Below are 17,558 nucleotides of genomic sequence, written 5' to 3'. Positions count from 1 at the left end.
CGCCGAGCGGGTAGAGAATCCCCTCTTGAACCTGACGCCGGTACCCCGACCGGTTTGAGGACTGGCGCAGAGATTCAGGCTGCGCACCGGCGGTGCCGGTGCGCGGCGGGGTGACCTCATGACCGACGTCGCCGCCGCCCGGCCGGGGCCTCCGCTCGCGCGGGGTGTGCTCGACCGGGCGGCGCACCGCCGCACCGACGCCGCCTGGCTGGACGCCGCCTTCACCCGGGCCAGGGTCGTGGTCGTCGACGACGGCCACATGCTGGTCCGCGGCGACGACCCGCCCGAGCTGGTCTACGTGGACCCGGCCGACGCGCCGCAGGGCGAGCGGTTCTTCCTCGGCGAGGACGCCGACGGCACCGCCTACTTCGCGGTCGCCGCGGACGTGGCCGCGCTGCCCGGCACGCGGCGGGTCACGCTGCGCCAGGTCGGGCACGCGCTGCCGGACCTGCCGGCCGGGCTGTTCATCACCGCCGTCGGGCTGGCCAACTGGCACGCACGGCACCCGTACAGCCCGCTGAGCGGCAAACTGACGGTCCCGGCGCAGGCGGGGTGGGTGCGGACCACCGAGGACGGCACCGAGACGCTGTGGCCGCGCACCGACCCGGCCGTGATCATGCTGGTGCACGACGGGGTCGGCGGACCCGACGGGCGCTGCCTGCTGGGCTGCAACGCGCAGTGGCCGGCGGCCAACGGCGTGCGGCGCTATTCGACCCTGGCCGGCTTCGTGGAGCCGGGCGAGTCCGCGGAGATGGCCGTCGCGCGCGAGGTCCTCGAGGAGGTCGGCGTCGTCGTCGGCGACGTCACGTACGTGGCCAGCCAGCCGTGGCCGTTCCCCGGCTCGCTCATGCTCGGCTACCACGCCACGGCACCGGTCGGCGCGCCGGTCGTGGTCGACCCCACGGAGATCGTCGAGGGCCGGTGGTTCTCCCGTGCCGAGATCGCGCCGGTACTGGCGGGGGAGTCCGCCGACTTCGGCCTGCCGTTCCCGGCGTCGATCGCGCACTACCTGATCACGCAGTGGCTGGGCTAGCCCCGCCGCTCACGGCGTGGCCCTGCCGAGCGCTTCGCGGTGCCAGCGCTCGCACCAGCGGTCGAGGACCCCGGCGGCGTGTGCCGGGGTCACCCGGCGGATGTCGTGGTCGATCTTGTGCGCCCCGAACGCCTGCGTCGGGTGCCAGTCGAGGTCGCGCCACAGCGCCTCCTCCGCCACCCGGCCGGCCGGGTCGACGGCCCGGCGCAGCAGCGACAGCGGCGTGTCGACGTCCGTCTCGCCGTCGATGCGGACGAAATACGTGGTGAGCGTGCGCGGGGCGGGCGGCGGCCCGATCCGCCACGCCGTCAGCGCGTCCTCGGTCAGCCGGCCGTCCGGCTCCGGCGCGGGCGCGCGGAAGTCGTGCCGGTGCATCTGCCGCAGCAGGTCCTGCTCGGGGGCGAGCCCGTCGTCGAGGATCTCGGCGACGAACCGCTCCGGCCACAGCCACAACCCGTCGGTGTGCAGCACGCCCGGACCCTGCCCGCGGCCGATCGTGGTGCCGCCGGACAGATAGTCGGCGATGCGCCGCCGGCGCCCCGGGTCGGCCACCCGCGGCCGCTCGGGCGCGTGGTAGGTCCGTGGTCCCCGGGCGCCGGGCACGGCGAAGTCGCGAGCCACCCGCATGCCGGTCACCGTAGTGAGCCGGCGGCTCCCTGTGAAGGGTCAGCTACTGACCGCGTTGGCCAGCTGGGCCTTGACCTGGACGATCGTCGGGTTGGTCAGGGCGGTGCCGTCGTCGAACCGCAGCGTGGGGACGGTCTGGTTGCCGCCGTTGACGCTCTCGACGAACTTCGCCGCGTCGGGGTCCCGCTCGATGTCGACGACCTGGTACTGGATGCCCTCGCGGTCCATCTGCGACTTCAGGCGGTGGCAGTAGCCACACCACGTGGTCGAATACATCGTCAGCATCCCGTGCTCCTCCGTCGGTTCTCGGCAGGTACTTCGGCTGAAACGTCATACCCGGCTGGAATGATGCCTACCTGTGGCGGACTCCTCAAACCCACTCGCAGGCCTTGACCCGGAGCAGGCATCCGTGGTCACCGCTCCGGCCGGGCCCCTGTGCGTCCTCGCGGGCGCCGGCACGGGCAAGACCAGGGCGATCACGCACCGCATCGCCCACCGGGTGCGCACCGGGCACGTCCGCGGCCAGCACGTCCTCGCCGTCACGTTCACCGCCCGGGCCGCCGCCGAGATGCGCGCCCGCCTCGGCCAGCTCGGCGCCGGCGGCGTGCAGGCCCGCACGTTCCACGCCGCGGCGCTGCGCCAGGTCCGCTATTTCGCGCCGCGGCTCTTCTCCGGCCGGGAGATGCCCGAGCTGCTGGACAGCAAGGCCCGCCTGGTCGGCCTCGCCGCCACCCGGGCCGGGGTCAAGATCGACGGCACCGGCGCCCGCGACCTCGCCGGTGAGATCGAGTGGGCCAAGTCCTCGCTCATCGAGCCCGCCGACTATGCCGTCGCCGCCGCCAAGGCGCTGCGCGAGCCACCGTTCGACGCGGCCAAGGTCGGCGAGGTCTATGCCGCCTATGAGCGGGTCAAGCGGGCCCAGGGCGTGATCGACTTCGAGGACATGATCCGGGCCGCGATCTGGGCCATGGAGGAGCACGAGGACGTCGCGGAGCAGATCCGCTCGCAATACCGGCACTTCGTCGTCGACGAGTATCAGGACGTCAACCCGATGCAGCAGCGGCTGCTGGAGGCCTGGCTCGGCGACCGCGAGGACCTGACCGTCGTCGGTGACGCCAGCCAGACGATCTACTCGTTCACCGGCGCCAGCGCGTCCTATCTCGTCGACTTCAAGCGCCGCCACCCCGGCGCCACCGTCGTGCGGCTCGTCCGGGACTACCGGTCGACCCCGCAGGTCGTCGGCCTCGCCAACACGGTGATCGGCCAGGCCCGCGGCGAGCTGGCCCGGCTCCGGCTGGAGCTGGTCGGCCAGCGCCCGCCCGGCGCCGAGCCGGTGCTGCGCTCGTTCGTCGACGAGCCGCAGGAGGCCGCCGCCGTCGCGGCCCGCTGCCGCGAGCTGATCGCCGGCGGCACGCCCGCCGAGGAGATCGCCGTGCTCTTCCGGGTCAACGCGCAGTCCGAGGTCTATCAGGAGGCCCTCGCCGAGGCCGGGGTGCCCTATGTGGTGCACGGCGCCGAGCGCTTCTTCGAGCGGGTCGAGGTCCGCCAGGCGATGATCGCGCTGCGCGCCGCCACCCGGTCCCTCGACGCGGACGCCGCCCTCGTGGAGTCGGTCGCCAGGGCCCTGGAGGGCGTCGGCTGGCGGGCCGGCGAGATCCCCGCCGGTGGCGCCGCCCGCGAGCGGTGGGAGGCGGTGTCGGCGCTCGTCACCCTCGCCGAGAGCATGCCGGCGCTGACCCTCGAAGCCTTCAACGAGGAGCTGGCCCGCCGCGCCGCCCTGCAGCACGTGCCGACGGTCGCCGGGGTCACCCTGTCCTCGCTGCACTCGGCGAAGGGGCTGGAGTGGGACGCGGTGTTCCTCGTCGGCCTCGCCGAGGGCACCATGCCGGTCATCCACGCCCGCACCCCCGACGCGGTCGAGGAGGAGCGGCGGCTGCTCTATGTCGGTGTCACCCGCGCGAGGCACACGCTGTGGCTGTCCTATGCGGGCGCCCGCACGCCCGGCGGCCGTCCCCGGCGCGCCACCCGCTTCATGCCCGCCCTGGAGCCGGGGCGTTCCTATGAGCCCGGCCGGCGTGCGGCGTCGCCGGGCATCGGCAAGGCCGAGGTGACGGCCAGGGTGAAGCGCGCCGTCGCCGTCTCGTGCCGGGTCTGCGGCGCCGGGCTGCTCAGCGGGCCGGAGCGCAAGCTGGGCCGGTGCGAGGGCTGCCCGTCCGACCGCGACGAGGAGCTGCTCGCCCGGCTGCTCGACTGGCGGGCCCGGCTCGCCGCCGTGCAGAAGGTCCCCGCCTTCGTCGTATTCACAGATGTCACGCTCGCGGCGATCGCCGAACGGCGTCCCGGCCGCCGCGAGGAGCTCGCCGTCATCGCCGGCATCGGGCCCCGCAAGCTGGGACTTTACGGCGACGACGTGCTCGCGCTGGTCTCCGGGACGACGGTCGAGGACCTCGTGCGGAGCGACTGTTCTCGATCAGCGGAAAAGTGACAAGAACTTTTCCCGGAAATTCGATTGCCCTACCCCGAAGACGCGACATAGCCTGCGAACACGAACGCCGGAGCACCGGCGGCCGGCCCATGACGAGTGTGGAGAGAAGGTGCGACCCGTGAAGCTCTATATCTCAGCCGAGCTACAGCCGGTGCTGCGCACCCTCTGCGCCCCGTCACCGGTGTCGGCACGCCGTGTCTCGCCGTCGTCCGTCTCGACGCTGTGGCAGGAGTCTGCCGTCAGAGGCGCCTTCGCGGGCGTCGCTGCCGCGCAAGCCCCGGCCGCTTCCCTGATCCCGACCGTTGCCTCCGCTCCGGCTGCCGCTCCGACCGCGTCCTTCGCGGCCACGGGTGGCGTCGCGGCCACGGGTGGCGTCGCGGCCCTGGGCGGCGTCGAGGTTCCGGGCGGCGTCGAAGTCCAGGGCGTCATCCCGGCCGATCTGAGGATCGACCTGGTCGTCAAGGGCGGCACCATCGGCACCACCAGCACCATCGAGCGCGTCCGCACCGTTGAGCAGATGCCCGCCGTCGGCGGCGTCCAGCTCGACCGGCGGGGAGTCCAGGTTCAGGGGACCAGTGGGCTCACCGCGAACGACAAGCACGACCTGACGGCTCCGAAGCCCAACGGCGGAGTCCGCGGCACACCACCTCGAGGCAGGCCGGTCTAACAGACCGACTCACCGGCTCACCTCGAGGCCGCGGAACCCGACACCGGGATCCGCGGCCTCAGTTTTTTGCACCGACGATCACCACCAAACGATCGAGAAACAGAAAGGGGTGACCGGGATGAGCCTGGCCTTGGCATCGCGCGATGTGCGCGTTGAGGGTGCCGACGAGCGTCTCCTCGTCGCTGCCCGGGGCGTGAAGTCCGACCTGCCGTGCCGCACCTTCGACCCGGACCTGTGGTTCGCCGACCAGCCGGCGGAGCTCGAGCTGGCCAAGTCGCTCTGCGTGGAGTGCCCTCTGCGCGTCGAGTGCCTTGCCGGCGCCGTCGAGCGCGCCGAGCCCTGGGGTGTCTGGGGTGGCGAGATCTTCGAGCGGGGCGCGGTTGTCCCGCGGAAGCGTCCGCGTGGCCGCCCGCGCAAGGAGGACGTCGCCCGCGACGCCGTCCTGCGGGTCGAGGTCGCTGCTCGCACCGCGGCCGTGGCCGCGAGCGTGGCGGCCTGACATGAGCGCACATCCGTTGCCAGCCAGCCGAGGTCTGCGCGCCGCGCAGGCGACCCGGCTTCAACTCACCGACGTTCGCACCGACCTGAGGAGCATGGCCGTGTCCTTGCAACTACTCCACGAAGCACTCTCACGAGCGCGAATGCGTCAGCCTCAGGCTGTCCGTCACTCTGAGGCTTCCCCGTCCGCACGTCAGATCGCGATGCGCGCCCGCCGCGAGCAGGAGCGTCAGCTGAGCCGACACTGACCTTCGTCAAAAGGCGGCCTCCCCGTCCGGGGAGGCCGCCTTCGGCATTCGTCTGTCCGGCCGTCTATTCGGCCTTGCGCCGCCGGGTCTTCTTCACCGCGGGCTCCGCGAATCCCGGCAGCCAGCGCTCGATGATCTCCCGATAGGGGGCCTCGGCCTCCAGCTGGCACAGGACGCCGATCGAGCCGAGCGTCACGCGGTGGGTCAGCATGTACGACGGGGGCAGGTTGAGCTGCCGGCTCATCGCATACGCGGGGCTCTTCGGGTTGGCGAGCCGGCCCGCCTCCGCGCGCAGCCACGCCCGGCTGAACCGGAACCTCGGCTCCGCGACCGGGTCCAGCATCGGCCTGATGTAGCTCAGCACCGCCGCCGCGTCGATCTTCGCGTCGCGCTTCACGAACCCCTCGTCCTGCAGCCCGGACAGCACCGCGTCGGCGTCACCGGCGAGCGCGAGCCGGGTCAGCCGGCCGATCACCTCCGGATGCCCGCCGGGGAGCCTGGCGACCGCACCGAAGTCGAGGACCCCGAGCCGGCCGTCGGGCAGCATCCGGAAGTTGCCCGGGTGCGGGTCCGCGTGCAGCAGCTCCGCCCGCGCGGGCGCGGAGAAGTGCAGCAAGGCCATCCGCGTGCCGGCCGCGTCGCGCTCCTCGACCGTGCCCGACGCGATGATCGTCGCCAGCGGCACCCCGTCGATCCACTCCGTGACGAGCACCCGCGGCGACGACCTGAGGACCTGCGGCACGCAGATGTCCGGGTCGCCCTCGAACGCCTTCACGAACGCGCGTTGTGAGGTCGCCTCCAGCTCGTAGTCGAGCTCCTCGGTGACCCGGTCCCGGATCTCCTGCACGAGCGGCTTCACGTCCAGGCCCGGCTGGATCGCCTTGAACAGCCCGGCGAACCGGGCCAGCTGGTTGAGGTCCGCCCGCAGCGCCTCGCCGGCGCCCGGATACTGCACCTTGATCGCCACGTCGCGGCCGTCCGCCCACACGCCACGGTGGACCTGCCCGATGCTGGCGGCGGCGGCCGGCTTGTCGTCGAAGTCCTTGAACAGCTCCCGCCAGTCGGCGCCCAGCGACTCCTGCAGCACGTTGTGCACGCTGGCGGCCGGCAGCGGCGGGGCGGCCTCCTGCAGCTTCGTCAACGCGGCCCGGTAGGGCCCGGCGAGGTCCTCCGGCAGCGCCGCCTCGAAGACGGACAGCGCCTGCCCCATCTTCATCGCACCGCCCTTGAGCTGCCCGAGGACGCTGAACAGGTGCTCGGCGGTGCGCCGCTGGACATCCGCGGACACGACGTCGGCGGCCATACCGGTCACTCGCTTGCCCAGGCCGAGCGCGGCCCGCCCGGCCAACCCGAGGGGAAGCGACGCCAGTCGTGCGGTGCGGGCGACTGCGCCCCTAGGGATCTCGGTCACACGTCATTCTTACCCGTTCTGCGCTGCTCGACGACGGCGACGGCAGTCACAGCGGGGATGCGCCACCCATTCCCGCCTTCTCAGCTCACCGGCGCGGGGGATCTCGACGATCGCCGCCTCCGTCCGCGCGGCCGTCCCGTCGAGGAACGCGAGCACCTCGTCGGCGGCGAACGCCACCCCCGCCAGCGCCGTCGCCGACGCGCAGGGCTCGCCGTCGCCGGGCGGGGCCGTGGCCAGCTGCGCCGCGAGGACCGGCCAGACCGGGTCCCGGTCGCGCCGGTGCAGGTCCAGGCACGCTCTGCAGGGGGAGCTCGCCGGTCGTACCAGCGGACCGATCAGCACGGTCCCGAGCCGGACCGTCAGCTCCAGCCGGGCGAGGCCACCGAGCCGCAGGCCCCTCCTGGCGAGCGCGGGCGGGTGGCGGTCACCGACGCGCACCACGAGGTCGACGTGGCCCGTCCTGGCCGCCGAGAGGTCCGCCCCGGGCGCGCACCTGGCGACGGCGTTGCCGGTCGCGACCGCCCGTGAAACTCCCACGTCGTCGGCGAGCAGGCCGCCGACCAGCAGGTCCCCGGCGCCGGTGACCCCGTCGACGACCGGGTCGACGTGCCCGACCCCGCTCGCCGCGAGCAGCGCCGCCAGCGGAGCCAGCAACGGGCCGTCCCCGGCGACGACGACGCGGGAGGTGTACCGGCGGCGAAGCACGTCCGCGGGCGCTTCCCCGCCCTGGTCCTCGCGCCTTCCGGGTCCTGCTCCGGGCCGGTCCTTGCGCATCCGGAGGGCGATCGCGGCCGCCTCGATGCTGAGCCGGCGGTGCGCCCGCTCGGGCAGGCCGGCCGGGACCAGGGCGTGCGCGCCGACGACCAGCCCCTCGTCCCGCAGCAGGTCCACCAGGCCGCCGACCTCGGTGGCCGCCAGCCCCAGCGCCTCGCCGGCCGCCAGCACGGCGGGCTCGGTGTGCGCGCCGTCGAGCAGGTCGAGCACCCTGGCCAGCTCAGGCCGGCGCAGGTGCAGCACCACGGCGCCGGCCGGGTCGGTGCCGAGCTGGACGGTGGACGCGTCCCGCCACAGGCGGCGCAGGTTCGGCAGGAGTGTCGGTCGCATGACCGGCGAGACTGCCACCGGCGCGGACTCCGGCCGGGGTGGTTGTCCACAGGGATATCCACCGCCGGCCGGACTTGTCCACAGCCAGCCGCCGAGTTGTCCACAGCGAAAGGCGCAAACGCTTCATACCGCGCGGGCCAACTGTGCTGCTCGAGCGCGACGATCTCGGGGCTCACCCGCCGGGCGGGGGGCGGCGAGGAGCCGATGTGTACGGCCCGCCGTCGGCGGCCGTGCCTGTCTGCGTACTTGGCTAACGGGTGGAGTCAGGCCTTGCCGAGGATCCGGTTGACCGTCGTGCCGCAGACCGGGCAGGCGCCCTTGGCCATCTTCATGCCCGTCTTCGAGATCGCGATCTCGCCCTCGAAGTCCCGCTTCTCCTTGCACTTGACGCAGTAGCCGTTGTACGTCTCGGCCACGATGCCCTCCTCATCTCGGTCCGGTGCGCGCACCGGTGCTGACCAGCTAGGTCGACGTGGTGAGTGTGCCTTGTCGGACACTCGGGGAAAGTGCGGTAAGACGGGACACGCCGAGCGTAATCGGAAGATCTTCCTCTAACCGCACGCTACACACTATGCACAGCCTGGGGATAACTGTGTGGGCAACGGTGTGGGTTGCTGTGGATGAAATGCCTTCGGGTGGCCGCTGAGGGCCTCCTGGCGGCCTCACCGCTCCGAAGACCGGCGGAATCTTTCCGGCGAGGCGCCACGAATGGGTGACATACGGGCGGCCTCCGCGAGATTGGCCCTTGCGGAGGGATGGCCGTTTACGGCTAGCGTTCCTCCGTGAGCGGTACCCTGAGGGGGCCGGCATGACACGTAAGCCGGTCATCGAGGTGCGGCGCAGCAAGCGCCGCCGACGCACGGTGTCTGCCTACCGTGATGGTGAGCGGGTCGTCGTGCTGATCCCCGCGCAGTTCTCCCGGGCGGAGGAGCGCGAGTGGGTCGATCGCATGCTGGAGCGCCTGGCCGTCCGCGAGCAGCGGGCCCGGCGCACCGACAGCGAGCTGACGGCACGCGCGCAGCGGCTCGCCGCCCGCTACCTGCCCGATCATCCCAACGCCGCCCGTCCGACCAGCGTGCGCTGGGTGCAGAACCAGAACGGGCGCTGGGGGTCGTGCACGCCGGCAGACGGTACCATCCGGATCTCGCACCGGGTCCAGGAGATGCCGGACTGGGTGATCGACTACGTCCTGTTGCACGAGCTGTCGCACCTGGTGATCGCCAGCCACAGCGCCGCCTTCTGGGCGCTCGTCGGGCGCTACCCGAAGTCCGAGCGGGCGCGGGGGTATCTTGAGGGGGTGTCAGCGGCTGCCGGTCTCGGGATCACGGAATGACTGACCCGGCGGTCTCGGCCGTGGTGATCGTGCTGCTCGTGCCGACGCCCTGGTCGCCACCCGGGATCGACCCGGCCTCGTGGCGTGCCGCGCTCGCCGAGGACGTCGTCGACCTGGTCGCCCCGCTGCCGCTCATCCAGCCGGCCATCGCCGCCCTGCCCGCCGACCTGCCCCTGGCCTCGAAGATCGCGTGGCCGGGCATGCCGCAGTACGAGCTGCCGGCCCTCTCGATCCGCGCCGCCCTCGCGGCGGCCGCCGCCGACGGGCACCAGCGCGCCGTGGTCCTCATGGCCGACGCGCCCGACCTCCCGGCCATGCTGATCGGCAAGATGATCCGCCCCCTGTCCACCAGGGAGGTCGCGGTCGCCCCTGCCGCGGGCGGCGGCCTCCTGGGCGTGGCGACCCGCCTGCCGGCGCCGTCCTGGCTGCCCGACCTCGACCCCGCGACCGCCGACGTGGTCACCGCCCGCCGCCCGGCACCGTCCCCGACGATGGTGACCGCGGCGCCCGGCTGGCACCGGCTCCGCGGCCCCGAGGACCTCCGCCACCTGGACATGGGCCTGGACGGCTGGGACGCCACCCGCTCCCTGCTCTCCTGAGGCGAGGCCCGCGCCCCGCATCGCCGCTGTACGCGCCGGAAAGGCCGCGCGGTCGTGCGGCGCCGGGCCGTTGTGCGCCGCGGGCGTTTGCGCGGCGTATGCGCGCCGGGAAGGCCGCGCGGTCGTGCGCGCCAAGGGCGTTGCGTGGGTGTGTGCGCTGGGAGGGCCGCGCGGTCGTGCGCGCCGGGGGCGTTGCGTGGGTGTGTGCGCTGGGAGGGCCGCGCGGTCGTGCGCGCCGGGGGCGTTGCGTGGGTGTGCGCGCCGGGGACGCTGCATCGCGGACGGGCCGGGCGCTGCGGGAGCTCGGCATCCGCGTCCTCGCGCCGGCCCTCGACGCAGCGCCCTGGCACGGACGTCCCGCGCAGTCTTGCCCCGGCGTCCCTGCGCCGCCCCTGCCCCGGCGTTCTTGCTGCCCCTTGGCGTCAGCGTCCTTGCGACGCCCCGTGGCGCCGCCGTGCGCGCAGTGGTACTCGGCGTTCTCGCGGCGACTGGGCCAGCGGGTCCGCAGGACGCCTGGCGCGGACAGGGCGCGGCCCGGCGGGCCACGAGGGGCGCGCCGGGCCGGGTCCGGGTGTCGCTAAGCCTTCGGGGAGTCGCCTTCCTCGGGCTCGCCGCCCTGCTCGGGCGTGCCGTCCTTCTTCAGCGGGTCGTCGCCGAGGCCGAGGTCGGTGTCGCCGAAGCCGAGGTCGCTCAGGTCGAGCTCGGTCCGGGCGAACAGCTCCGGGTCCGCGAACGCCTCCTCCTCCGGCAGCAGGTCCGGGTGGTCCCAGAGCGCGTCCCGGCCCGCGACGCCGCGGTGCTCGAGCAGGGCCGCCCACAGGGCCGTGGCCTCGCGCAGGCGGCGGGGGCGCAGCTCGAGGCCGACCAGCGCGGCGAACGTCTGCTCGGCCGGCCCGCCCGCGGCACGGCGGCGGCGGAACGCCTCGGACAGGCGGACCACGTCGGGGAGGCGGTCGCCGGCGGCCCGGTCGACGACGTGGCAGACCCAGCCCTCGATGAGGGCGAGCGCGGTCTCCAGCCGGGCGAGGGCGGCGCGCTGCTGCGGCGTGTCCTCGGGGGTGAAGATGCCCTCCAGGACGAGCTCCTGGGGGTCGCTGCCGATCGTCGCGGGGTCGATGCGGCTCATCGCCTCCTCGATCGCCTCGCGGTCGACGTGAATGCCGGCCGCGTAGGCCTCGACGGCCGCGAAGACGTGGCTGCGCAGCCACGGGACGTGGCCGAAGAGCCGCTGGTGGGCCGCCTCGCGCAGCGCGACATACAGGCGGACCTGGTCGTCGGGGATCTCCAGGCCGCGACCGTATTCGGCGATGTTGGCCGGGATGAGCGCGGCGGTGCCGGCCGGGCCCAGCGGCAGGCCGATGTCGCCGGCGGAGAGGACCTCGGCGGCGAGCGAGCCGAGCGCGGTGCCCAGCTGGCCGCCGAGCAGGGCGCCGCCGAGGGAGGCGACCATCGAGGTCATGGGCCCCATCTGGGCGCGCATCTCCTCCGGCACGAGCTCCGTCATCGCCGACACCATGCGGGCGGCGACCGGGTCGCACAGCTTCTGCCAGACGGGCAGGGTGGTGTTGAGCCACTCGCCCCGGCTCCACGCCGAGGTCGACCGCACGCCGGACGGCAGGGCGGACTCCGGGTCGAGCCACAGGTCGGCCAGGCGCAGCGCCTCGATGACCCCGGCCCGCTCGGCCGGCGTGACCGACGGGTCACCGACCGGCTTCGCCGCGTCGGGATCGCCCGTGTTCGCTGCCGGCGTAACCGCCGCGCCGGGCATCGCGAAGCCGACGGGGAACTGGGCGAGGCCACCGGCGGGGCCGCCGCCGGTGAGATGGGCCTGGGCGAGCTGACGTGCCAGATCCCAGTTGACCGGGCCGCCTCCGGGCGTGGCGAACAGTTGCTGCAGCTGGCTGAGGAACTGCTGCATCTGGCGCGGATCGTTGGGATCCGGCACCTCTCCGCCGGGCGGTCCGAAACCGAACGGGATGTCTGCGGGCATGTCCCAAAGGTACTCGCTTCCGGTGTACGAAAACTGAGAGCGCTAGGCTCGCCGCCATGAGACGTCGTGGCGTGACCGTGTTGGTCGGCGCGTTGCTGCTGCTGTTGCTGTCCTGGCAGACGACCGTGTTGCAGGTGCCCTACGTCGAAATGGGGCCCGGACCGACCTACAACACGCTCGGCGCCGGCGACGACGGCAAGCCGATCATCAATGTCGACGGCGCACCGATCACGAAGTCGGCGGGGCAGCTGCGGATGACCACGGTGTCGGTGCAGCCGCAGATGACCTTGCTCGAGGCGATGATCGGCTGGTGGCAGAAGGACCGCGCGGTGGTGCCGCGTGAGCTGATCTACCCGCCCAACCGCACGGAGCAGCAGGTCGAGGAGGACAACAAGAAGGACTTCCAGGCGTCGCAGTCCTCGGCGGAGACGGTCGCGCTGCGCAAGCTCGGCTATCCGGTCCTGGTGACGGTCGACGAGGTGTCCGCGGGCTTCCCGGCCGAGGGCCAGCTGGCGAAGGGCGATGTGATCACCGGCATCGACGGCAAGCCGGTGACGTCGCTGGTGAAGCTCACCGAGCTGGTCCGGGCCGAGCCGGCCGGCACCGCGCGGCAGGTCGAATACACGCGCGGCGCGGAGAAGCGCACGGCGACCGTGGCGACGAAGGCCGCCGACGACGGCACGCCGCGGCTCGGGGTCACGGTCAAGTCGTCCCAGCCGCACCCCTTCACGCTGTCGATCCAGCTGGACCGCATCGGCGGGCCGTCGGCCGGGCTGATGTTCACGCTCGGCATCATCGACACCATCAAGGAAGAGGACCTGACCGGCGGGATCATCATCGCCGGGACGGGCACCATCGACGACGAGGGCAACGTCGGGCCGATCGGCGGCATCCCGCAGAAGCTGGTCGCGGCGAAGGCGGCGAAGGCCAAGTTCTTCCTCACCCCGGCGGCCAACTGCGCGGAGGCCGTCGCCAATGCCCAGCCGGGCCTGCCATTGATCAAGGTCAGCACCGCCGACGACGCGCTCGCCGCGCTGGAGCAGTTGCGGGCCGGTCAGACACCAGCCGTGTGTGGTCCATGACTACGCTGAACGGGTTTCCATACGCGAACGGGCGGAGCCGACCGTGGTAATGCGTAATCCGATGACCAGGGTGAGCCGACGTGGTCGGGTCACGATCGTCGTGCTGGCGGTCGTCTTCCTGCTCTTCACCCTCTTCGACCGGGTCGTCGGGGCCTGGACCGACTACCTGTGGTTCTCCGAGGTCAAATACACCGGCGTCTTCTCGACGGTGCTCACGACCCGCCTGTGGATGTTCCTGATCTTCGGGGCGGCGGTCGGGCTCGTCATCGCCGGCAACCTCTACCTGGCCTACCGGACCAGGCCGCTGCTGCGGCCGCACTCCGCCGAGCAGCACGCGCTCGACCGCTACCGGCTCTTCCTGCTGCCGCACATGACGATCTGGGTCTTCGCGGTCGCCGGGCTGATCGGCCTGTTCTCCGGCCTGTCGGCGCAGGGGCACTGGCAGGAGTGGCTGCTGTTCACCAACAGCACGCCGTTCGGGCAGAAGGACGCCGAGTTCGGCGCCGACCTGAGCTTCTACGTGTTCGAGTACCCGTTCTGGCGGTACGTGCTGGGCGTCGCCTTCACCGCGGTGGTCTTCTCGCTGCTGGGCGCCCTGGCCCTGCACTACCTCTTCGGCGGCGTGCGGCTGCAGGGCGCCGGCGAGCGCATGACGACCGCGGCGCGCGCCCACCTGACCGCGTTGGTCGCCACGTTCGTGCTGCTCAAGGCCGCCGCGTACTACCTGGACCGGCGCGGCCTGCTGCTCGACAAGTTCCCCACCCAGGAGCTGTACGGCGCCGGCTACACCAACATCAACGCGCTGCTGCCGGCGAAGGAGATCCTCGCCTGGATCTCGATCGTCGTCGCGATCGCGATCCTGGTGTTCTCCAACGCCTTCATGCGCAACCTCGTCTGGCCCGGGCTCGCCCTCGGCCTGCTGGCCCTGTCCGCGGTCGCGGTGGGCGGGATCTACCCGGCGGCGGTGCAGTCGTTCACCGTCAAGCCGAGCCAGCTGCAGAAGGAGGCGCAGTACTTCCAGCGCAGCATCGACGCCACCAGGATGGCCTACGGGTTGAACACCGTCGAGGTCAAGCCGTACGCGTCGCGCAACCAGGAGCCGCCGACGAACCTGCCGTCGTACGACGAGACGGTCGGCAACATCCGCCTGCTCGACCCGACCGTCGTCGGCGAGACCTACACGCAGCAGCAGCAGGTCCGCGGCTTCTACGAGTTCAACCCGAAGCTGGACATCGACCGGTACACCATCGGCGGCAAGACCCAGGACTACGTCGTCGGCGTCCGTGAGATCAACTACTCCCAGCTGCAGCAGAACAACTGGCAGAACCGGCACTCGGTCTACACCCACGGTTACGGGTTCGTCGCCGCGCCGGCCAACCAGGTCGTCTGCAACGGGCAGCCGTTCTACGTCTCCGGCTTCCTCACCAACCAGTCCAAGCCGGTCGGCGACCAGGGCCAGCAGTGCGCGTCGCAGCAGGACCTGATCCCGGTCAAGGAGCCGCGGATCTACTACGGCGAGCAGATGGGCGACGTCTACGCGATCACCGGCAAGGCGGCCGGCGCCAGCAACGCCGAGTTCGACCGGCCGACCGCCGAGGCCGGCGACCAGTACTCCAGCTACGAGGGCGCCGGCGGCGTCCCGGTCGGCTCGTACTGGCGCCGCCTGCTGTACGCCGCCCAGCTGCGCGAGACGAACTTCCTGCTCTCGGGGGTCTTCAACGAGAACTCGAAGGTGCTCTACGTGCGCAACCCCGAGGACCGGGTCCGCAAGATCGCGCCGTTCCTGACGCTGGACAACGACCCGTACCCGGCGGTCGTCGACGGCAAGATCCAGTGGATCATCGACGGGTACACGACCTCGGCCACGTACCCGTACGCGCAGCGCATCGACTGGAACACCGCGATCCAGGACTCCTCCACCAGCGGCCGGATGTTCCCCGAGCCGCGCCAGGACGTGTCCTACCTGCGCAACTCGGTGAAGGCGACCGTCGACGCGTACAGCGGTGAGGTCAGCCTCTACGCGTTCGACGAGAGCGACCCGATCCTGAAGGCGTGGAACAAGGCGTTCGGCAACAAGCTGGTCAAGCCGCGCTCGGCGATCCCGGCGCAGCTCATGGACCACCTGCGCTACCCGGAGGACCAGTTCAAGGTCCAGCGGGACCTGCTCAGCCGCTTCCACGTCACCACGCCGAACGGGTTCTTCTCCGGCCAGGACTTCTGGGAGGTGCCGAAGAACCCGGCGAACCCGACGGCCGACCAGCCGCCGTACTACATCGTGGCCAAGCTGCCCTACCAGGACAAATCCCGGTTCCAGCTCACCACGGCGCTCGCGCCGCGCAGCCGCGGCAACCTGGCCGCGCTGATGTCCGCGTCGTACGTCGACGGCAAACCGGTCTTCGAGATCCTGGAACTGCCGCCGGACACGGCGATCCAGGGCCCGGCGCAGATGCACAGCACGATGACCGGTATCGCCGACGCGAGACGCGAGCTGACCCAGTTCAGCTCCAACAACTCCGAGGTGATCTACGGCAACCTGCTCACGCTGCCGGTCGCCGAGGGCATGCTGTACGTGGAGCCGATCTATCTGCGGACGAAGAGCGACAAGACGTTCCCGACGCTGCAGAAGGTCCTGGTCGCCTACGGGCCGAACTACAAGGCCTACGCCAACAACCTCGCCGACGGGCTGGGTGAGCTGGTGAAACAGGCGACCGGCCAGGCGCCCGTGCCGAGCACCGGCGACAACTCCGAGCCGACCGTGCCGAACACCAGCGGCCAGCCCGGATCGCCGGCGGTGCAGGCGGCGATCGCCGACATGAACAAGGCGATCGCGGACCTGAAGGCGGCGCAGGTCGCCGGGGACTTCGAGGGGTACGGCCGGGCGCTCAAGGCCCTCCAGGACGCGATCGGGCGCTACGAGGCGGCGGTGAAGGCGGCGACGCCGTCCGCTGGCGCCTCACCGAGCGCCGGCCCGAGCGCGTCGGCGAGCACCAATCCGTCGGCGACGGTGACGGTCACCCCGGCACCCTCAGGCTGACGGCGGAAAGGGCCGCCGCACCCCGGTGCGGCGGCCCTCCGTGATGCCGGACACGGTCACCCGTAAGCGATTTGGAAGACATGACCGGCATGCGCTAACCTTTAGAAACCGACGCGGGGTGGAGCAGCTCGGTAGCTCGCTGGGCTCATAACCCAGAGGTCGCAGGTTCAAATCCTGTCCCCGCTACAAAGAACGTGCAGGTCAGGACGCGGTTCCCGGATTCGGGGGCCGCGTTTTTCGATCTCCTTCCGGGCGCGGCCCCGTCATGACCCGGGCACGGTGGTCGTTCCCGGGCGACCGGGACGGCCCATCGGCTCGCGCCCGGTGTGATCCAGCCAACCGCGTTGGGCCGGCGCGGTGTCGCAACCCGTCGGCGCGGCACGACCTCACGCGTGGCCGTGGGTGCGCAACCAGTCGGCGATCACGGCTGCGGTGCCGGCGACGTTGCCCGGCGCGAGCAGGTCCAGATGACTGCCGGGCACGTCGTGCACCCGCACCGACGCGGCGTGCTCACCCCAGAGCTCCAGACTCTCCCCGTCGACCCTGGCCTCCCGCGGCCGCACGATGTCGACGGGACCCGGGTAGACCGGCAGGCGGTACCGGCGCTCGGCCTCGGCGTTGGTCGGGTAGATCTCGATGATGCGGCGCAGGCGGTCCAGGCCGAACCCGGCCGGGAGCACACCCCGGCGCACCGCCTCCGCCATGATGCGCTCCGGAAGCTCCTCCGGCGGCAGGGCGGCCAGCTCGTCGGCCGAGAGGTCCAGGCCGAAGTTGTGGTTCACCAGCGACCACAGCAGCCGGGCCCGGGACGAGGGCGGCTGCTCGCGCCGGGTCACCGCCGTGTCGAGCAGGACGACGGCCGCCGGCGGTGACCCGGCGGCGGCGAGCCGGTGGGCCATCTCGAAGGCGACCAGGCCGCCGAAGGAGTAGCCGACGAGCACGATGTCCCCGGGGCGGTGGTCGACGGTCAGCTCGGCCAGGTAGTTGCGGGCCATCGCGGGGATGTCCGGGTCGGGGGACAGGCGCGGATCGAGCGCCCGGGCCTCCAGACCCACGCACGGGAAGCCGGCCGGCAGCGCGTCGGCGAGGTGGCGGTACCACAGCACGCTGCCACCGATCGGATGCACGCAGGCGATCACAGGCCGCCGATCGCCCGCTCTGACCTGCACCGGGGCGCCCGGCCGCTCCTCGGCGCCGTCGCGCAGCCTGGCCGCCATGGCGGCGACCGTGTTGGTCGTGACGATGGCCTTCAACGGCAGCCGCACCCCGGTGCGCCGCCGGACCTCGGTGAGCAGCCGGACGGCACCCAGCGAGGTACCGCCGGCGGCGAAGTAGTCGTCGTGCAGGCCCAGCTGCGGCCGGCTCAGCTGCCGGCGCCAGATGTCGAGCAGCACCAGCTCCGTCCGATCCCGCGGCGCGGTGGACACCCCGCTCATGCCGCCACCTC

15 protein-coding genes and 1 tRNA gene are annotated in these 17,558 nt (G+C 72.3%); 9 read left to right on the top strand and 7 right to left on the bottom strand.

The features are described from left to right. Positions 1 to 118 precede the first annotated feature (118 nt). Complete coding sequence (gene nudC / locus ACZ6TV_RS15635; protein WP_465297845.1) at positions 119 to 1,033, top strand: NAD(+) diphosphatase; 915 nt, start codon at positions 119 to 121, stop codon at positions 1,031 to 1,033. 9 nt (positions 1,034 to 1,042) lie between these two features. On the opposite strand, the gene ACZ6TV_RS15630 is transcribed toward nudC, so the two are convergent. After that, complete coding sequence (locus ACZ6TV_RS15630) at positions 1,043 to 1,660, bottom strand: hypothetical protein (RefSeq protein ID WP_465297844.1); 618 nt, start codon at positions 1,658 to 1,660, stop codon at positions 1,043 to 1,045. Between the two features lie 39 nt (positions 1,661 to 1,699). Next, positions 1,700 to 1,945, bottom strand: a complete 246-nt coding sequence (locus ACZ6TV_RS15625; protein WP_465297843.1) for a mycoredoxin — start codon at positions 1,943 to 1,945, stop codon at positions 1,700 to 1,702. 73 nt (positions 1,946 to 2,018) lie between these two features. Here ACZ6TV_RS15625 and ACZ6TV_RS15620 point away from each other — a divergent pair, with 73 nt between their 5' ends. From ACZ6TV_RS15620 to ACZ6TV_RS15610, 3 genes are all read left to right on the top strand, one after another. Beyond that, a complete protein-coding gene (locus ACZ6TV_RS15620) occupies positions 2,019 to 4,145 on the top strand; it encodes an ATP-dependent DNA helicase UvrD2 (RefSeq protein WP_465297842.1) in 2,127 nt (708 codons plus the stop codon). Between the two features lie 118 nt (positions 4,146 to 4,263). After that, positions 4,264 to 4,812, top strand: coding sequence for a hypothetical protein (locus tag ACZ6TV_RS15615; protein ID WP_465297841.1), 549 nt, complete (start codon positions 4,264 to 4,266; stop codon positions 4,810 to 4,812). Between the two features lie 118 nt (positions 4,813 to 4,930). After that, positions 4,931 to 5,311: a WhiB family transcriptional regulator gene (locus ACZ6TV_RS15610; RefSeq protein WP_354784465.1), complete on the top strand. Its 381-nt coding sequence runs from the start codon at positions 4,931 to 4,933 to the stop codon at positions 5,309 to 5,311. Positions 5,312 to 5,622: 311 nt separating this feature from the next. Here ACZ6TV_RS15610 and ACZ6TV_RS15605 read toward each other — a convergent pair whose 3' ends face one another. The 3 genes from ACZ6TV_RS15605 to ACZ6TV_RS15595 all read right to left on the bottom strand — a co-directional run bounded on the left by ACZ6TV_RS15605 (position 5,623) and on the right by ACZ6TV_RS15595 (position 8,492). Next, positions 5,623 to 6,969 carry an ABC1 kinase family protein gene (locus tag ACZ6TV_RS15605; RefSeq protein WP_465297840.1) on the bottom strand — a complete coding sequence of 449 codons (1,347 nt, stop codon included), beginning with the start codon at positions 6,967 to 6,969 and terminating at the stop codon, positions 5,623 to 5,625. A 9-nt stretch (positions 6,970 to 6,978) separates the two neighbouring features. Beyond that, positions 6,979 to 8,073, bottom strand: coding sequence for a TOMM precursor leader peptide-binding protein (locus ACZ6TV_RS15600; protein WP_465297839.1), 1,095 nt, complete (start codon positions 8,071 to 8,073; stop codon positions 6,979 to 6,981). Between the two features lie 263 nt (positions 8,074 to 8,336). Beyond that, positions 8,337 to 8,492 carry a DUF5679 domain-containing protein gene (locus ACZ6TV_RS15595; protein ID WP_425516560.1) on the bottom strand — a complete coding sequence of 52 codons (156 nt, stop codon included), beginning with the start codon at positions 8,490 to 8,492 and terminating at the stop codon, positions 8,337 to 8,339. A 389-nt stretch (positions 8,493 to 8,881) separates the two neighbouring features. On the opposite strand from ACZ6TV_RS15595, the gene ACZ6TV_RS15590 reads away from it, so the two are divergent. Both ACZ6TV_RS15590 and ACZ6TV_RS15585 read left to right on the top strand, forming a co-directional pair. After that, positions 8,882 to 9,406, top strand: coding sequence for a M48 metallopeptidase family protein (locus ACZ6TV_RS15590; RefSeq protein WP_465297838.1), 525 nt, complete (start codon positions 8,882 to 8,884; stop codon positions 9,404 to 9,406). Further along, complete coding sequence (locus ACZ6TV_RS15585) at positions 9,403 to 10,005, top strand: hypothetical protein (RefSeq protein WP_465297837.1); 603 nt, start codon at positions 9,403 to 9,405, stop codon at positions 10,003 to 10,005. Before ACZ6TV_RS15590 ends, ACZ6TV_RS15585 begins: the two co-directional genes overlap by 4 nt. Before the next feature lie 577 nt (positions 10,006 to 10,582). Here the strand turns inward: ACZ6TV_RS15585 and ACZ6TV_RS15580 are convergent. Then, positions 10,583 to 11,923, bottom strand: coding sequence for a zinc-dependent metalloprotease (locus tag ACZ6TV_RS15580; RefSeq protein ID WP_465297995.1), 1,341 nt, complete (start codon positions 11,921 to 11,923; stop codon positions 10,583 to 10,585). Positions 11,924 to 12,051: 128 nt separating this feature from the next. Between ACZ6TV_RS15580 and ACZ6TV_RS15575 the strand changes: the two genes are divergently transcribed. From ACZ6TV_RS15575 to ACZ6TV_RS15565, 3 genes are all read left to right on the top strand, one after another. Next, positions 12,052 to 13,077 (top strand): YlbL family protein, encoded by a 1,026-nt coding sequence (locus ACZ6TV_RS15575; RefSeq protein ID WP_465297836.1) that lies wholly within the window; start codon positions 12,052 to 12,054, stop codon positions 13,075 to 13,077. A 43-nt stretch (positions 13,078 to 13,120) separates the two neighbouring features. Continuing rightward, on the top strand, positions 13,121 to 16,111 hold the full coding sequence (locus tag ACZ6TV_RS15570; RefSeq protein WP_465297835.1) for a UPF0182 family membrane protein: 2,991 nt from the start codon (positions 13,121 to 13,123) through the stop codon (positions 16,109 to 16,111). 112 nt (positions 16,112 to 16,223) lie between these two features. Further along, positions 16,224 to 16,297 (top strand) — tRNA-Met (locus ACZ6TV_RS15565). A 200-nt stretch (positions 16,298 to 16,497) separates the two neighbouring features. Here the strand turns inward: ACZ6TV_RS15565 and ACZ6TV_RS15560 are convergent. Next, positions 16,498 to 17,547 (bottom strand): alpha/beta fold hydrolase, encoded by a 1,050-nt coding sequence (locus ACZ6TV_RS15560; RefSeq protein ID WP_465297834.1) that lies wholly within the window; start codon positions 17,545 to 17,547, stop codon positions 16,498 to 16,500. Positions 17,548 to 17,558: the final 11 nt, after the last annotated feature.

It is taken from the genome of Dactylosporangium sp. NPDC051087, from assembly GCF_055586325.1.
This window is presented reverse-complemented; position numbering and strand designations above follow the sequence as displayed.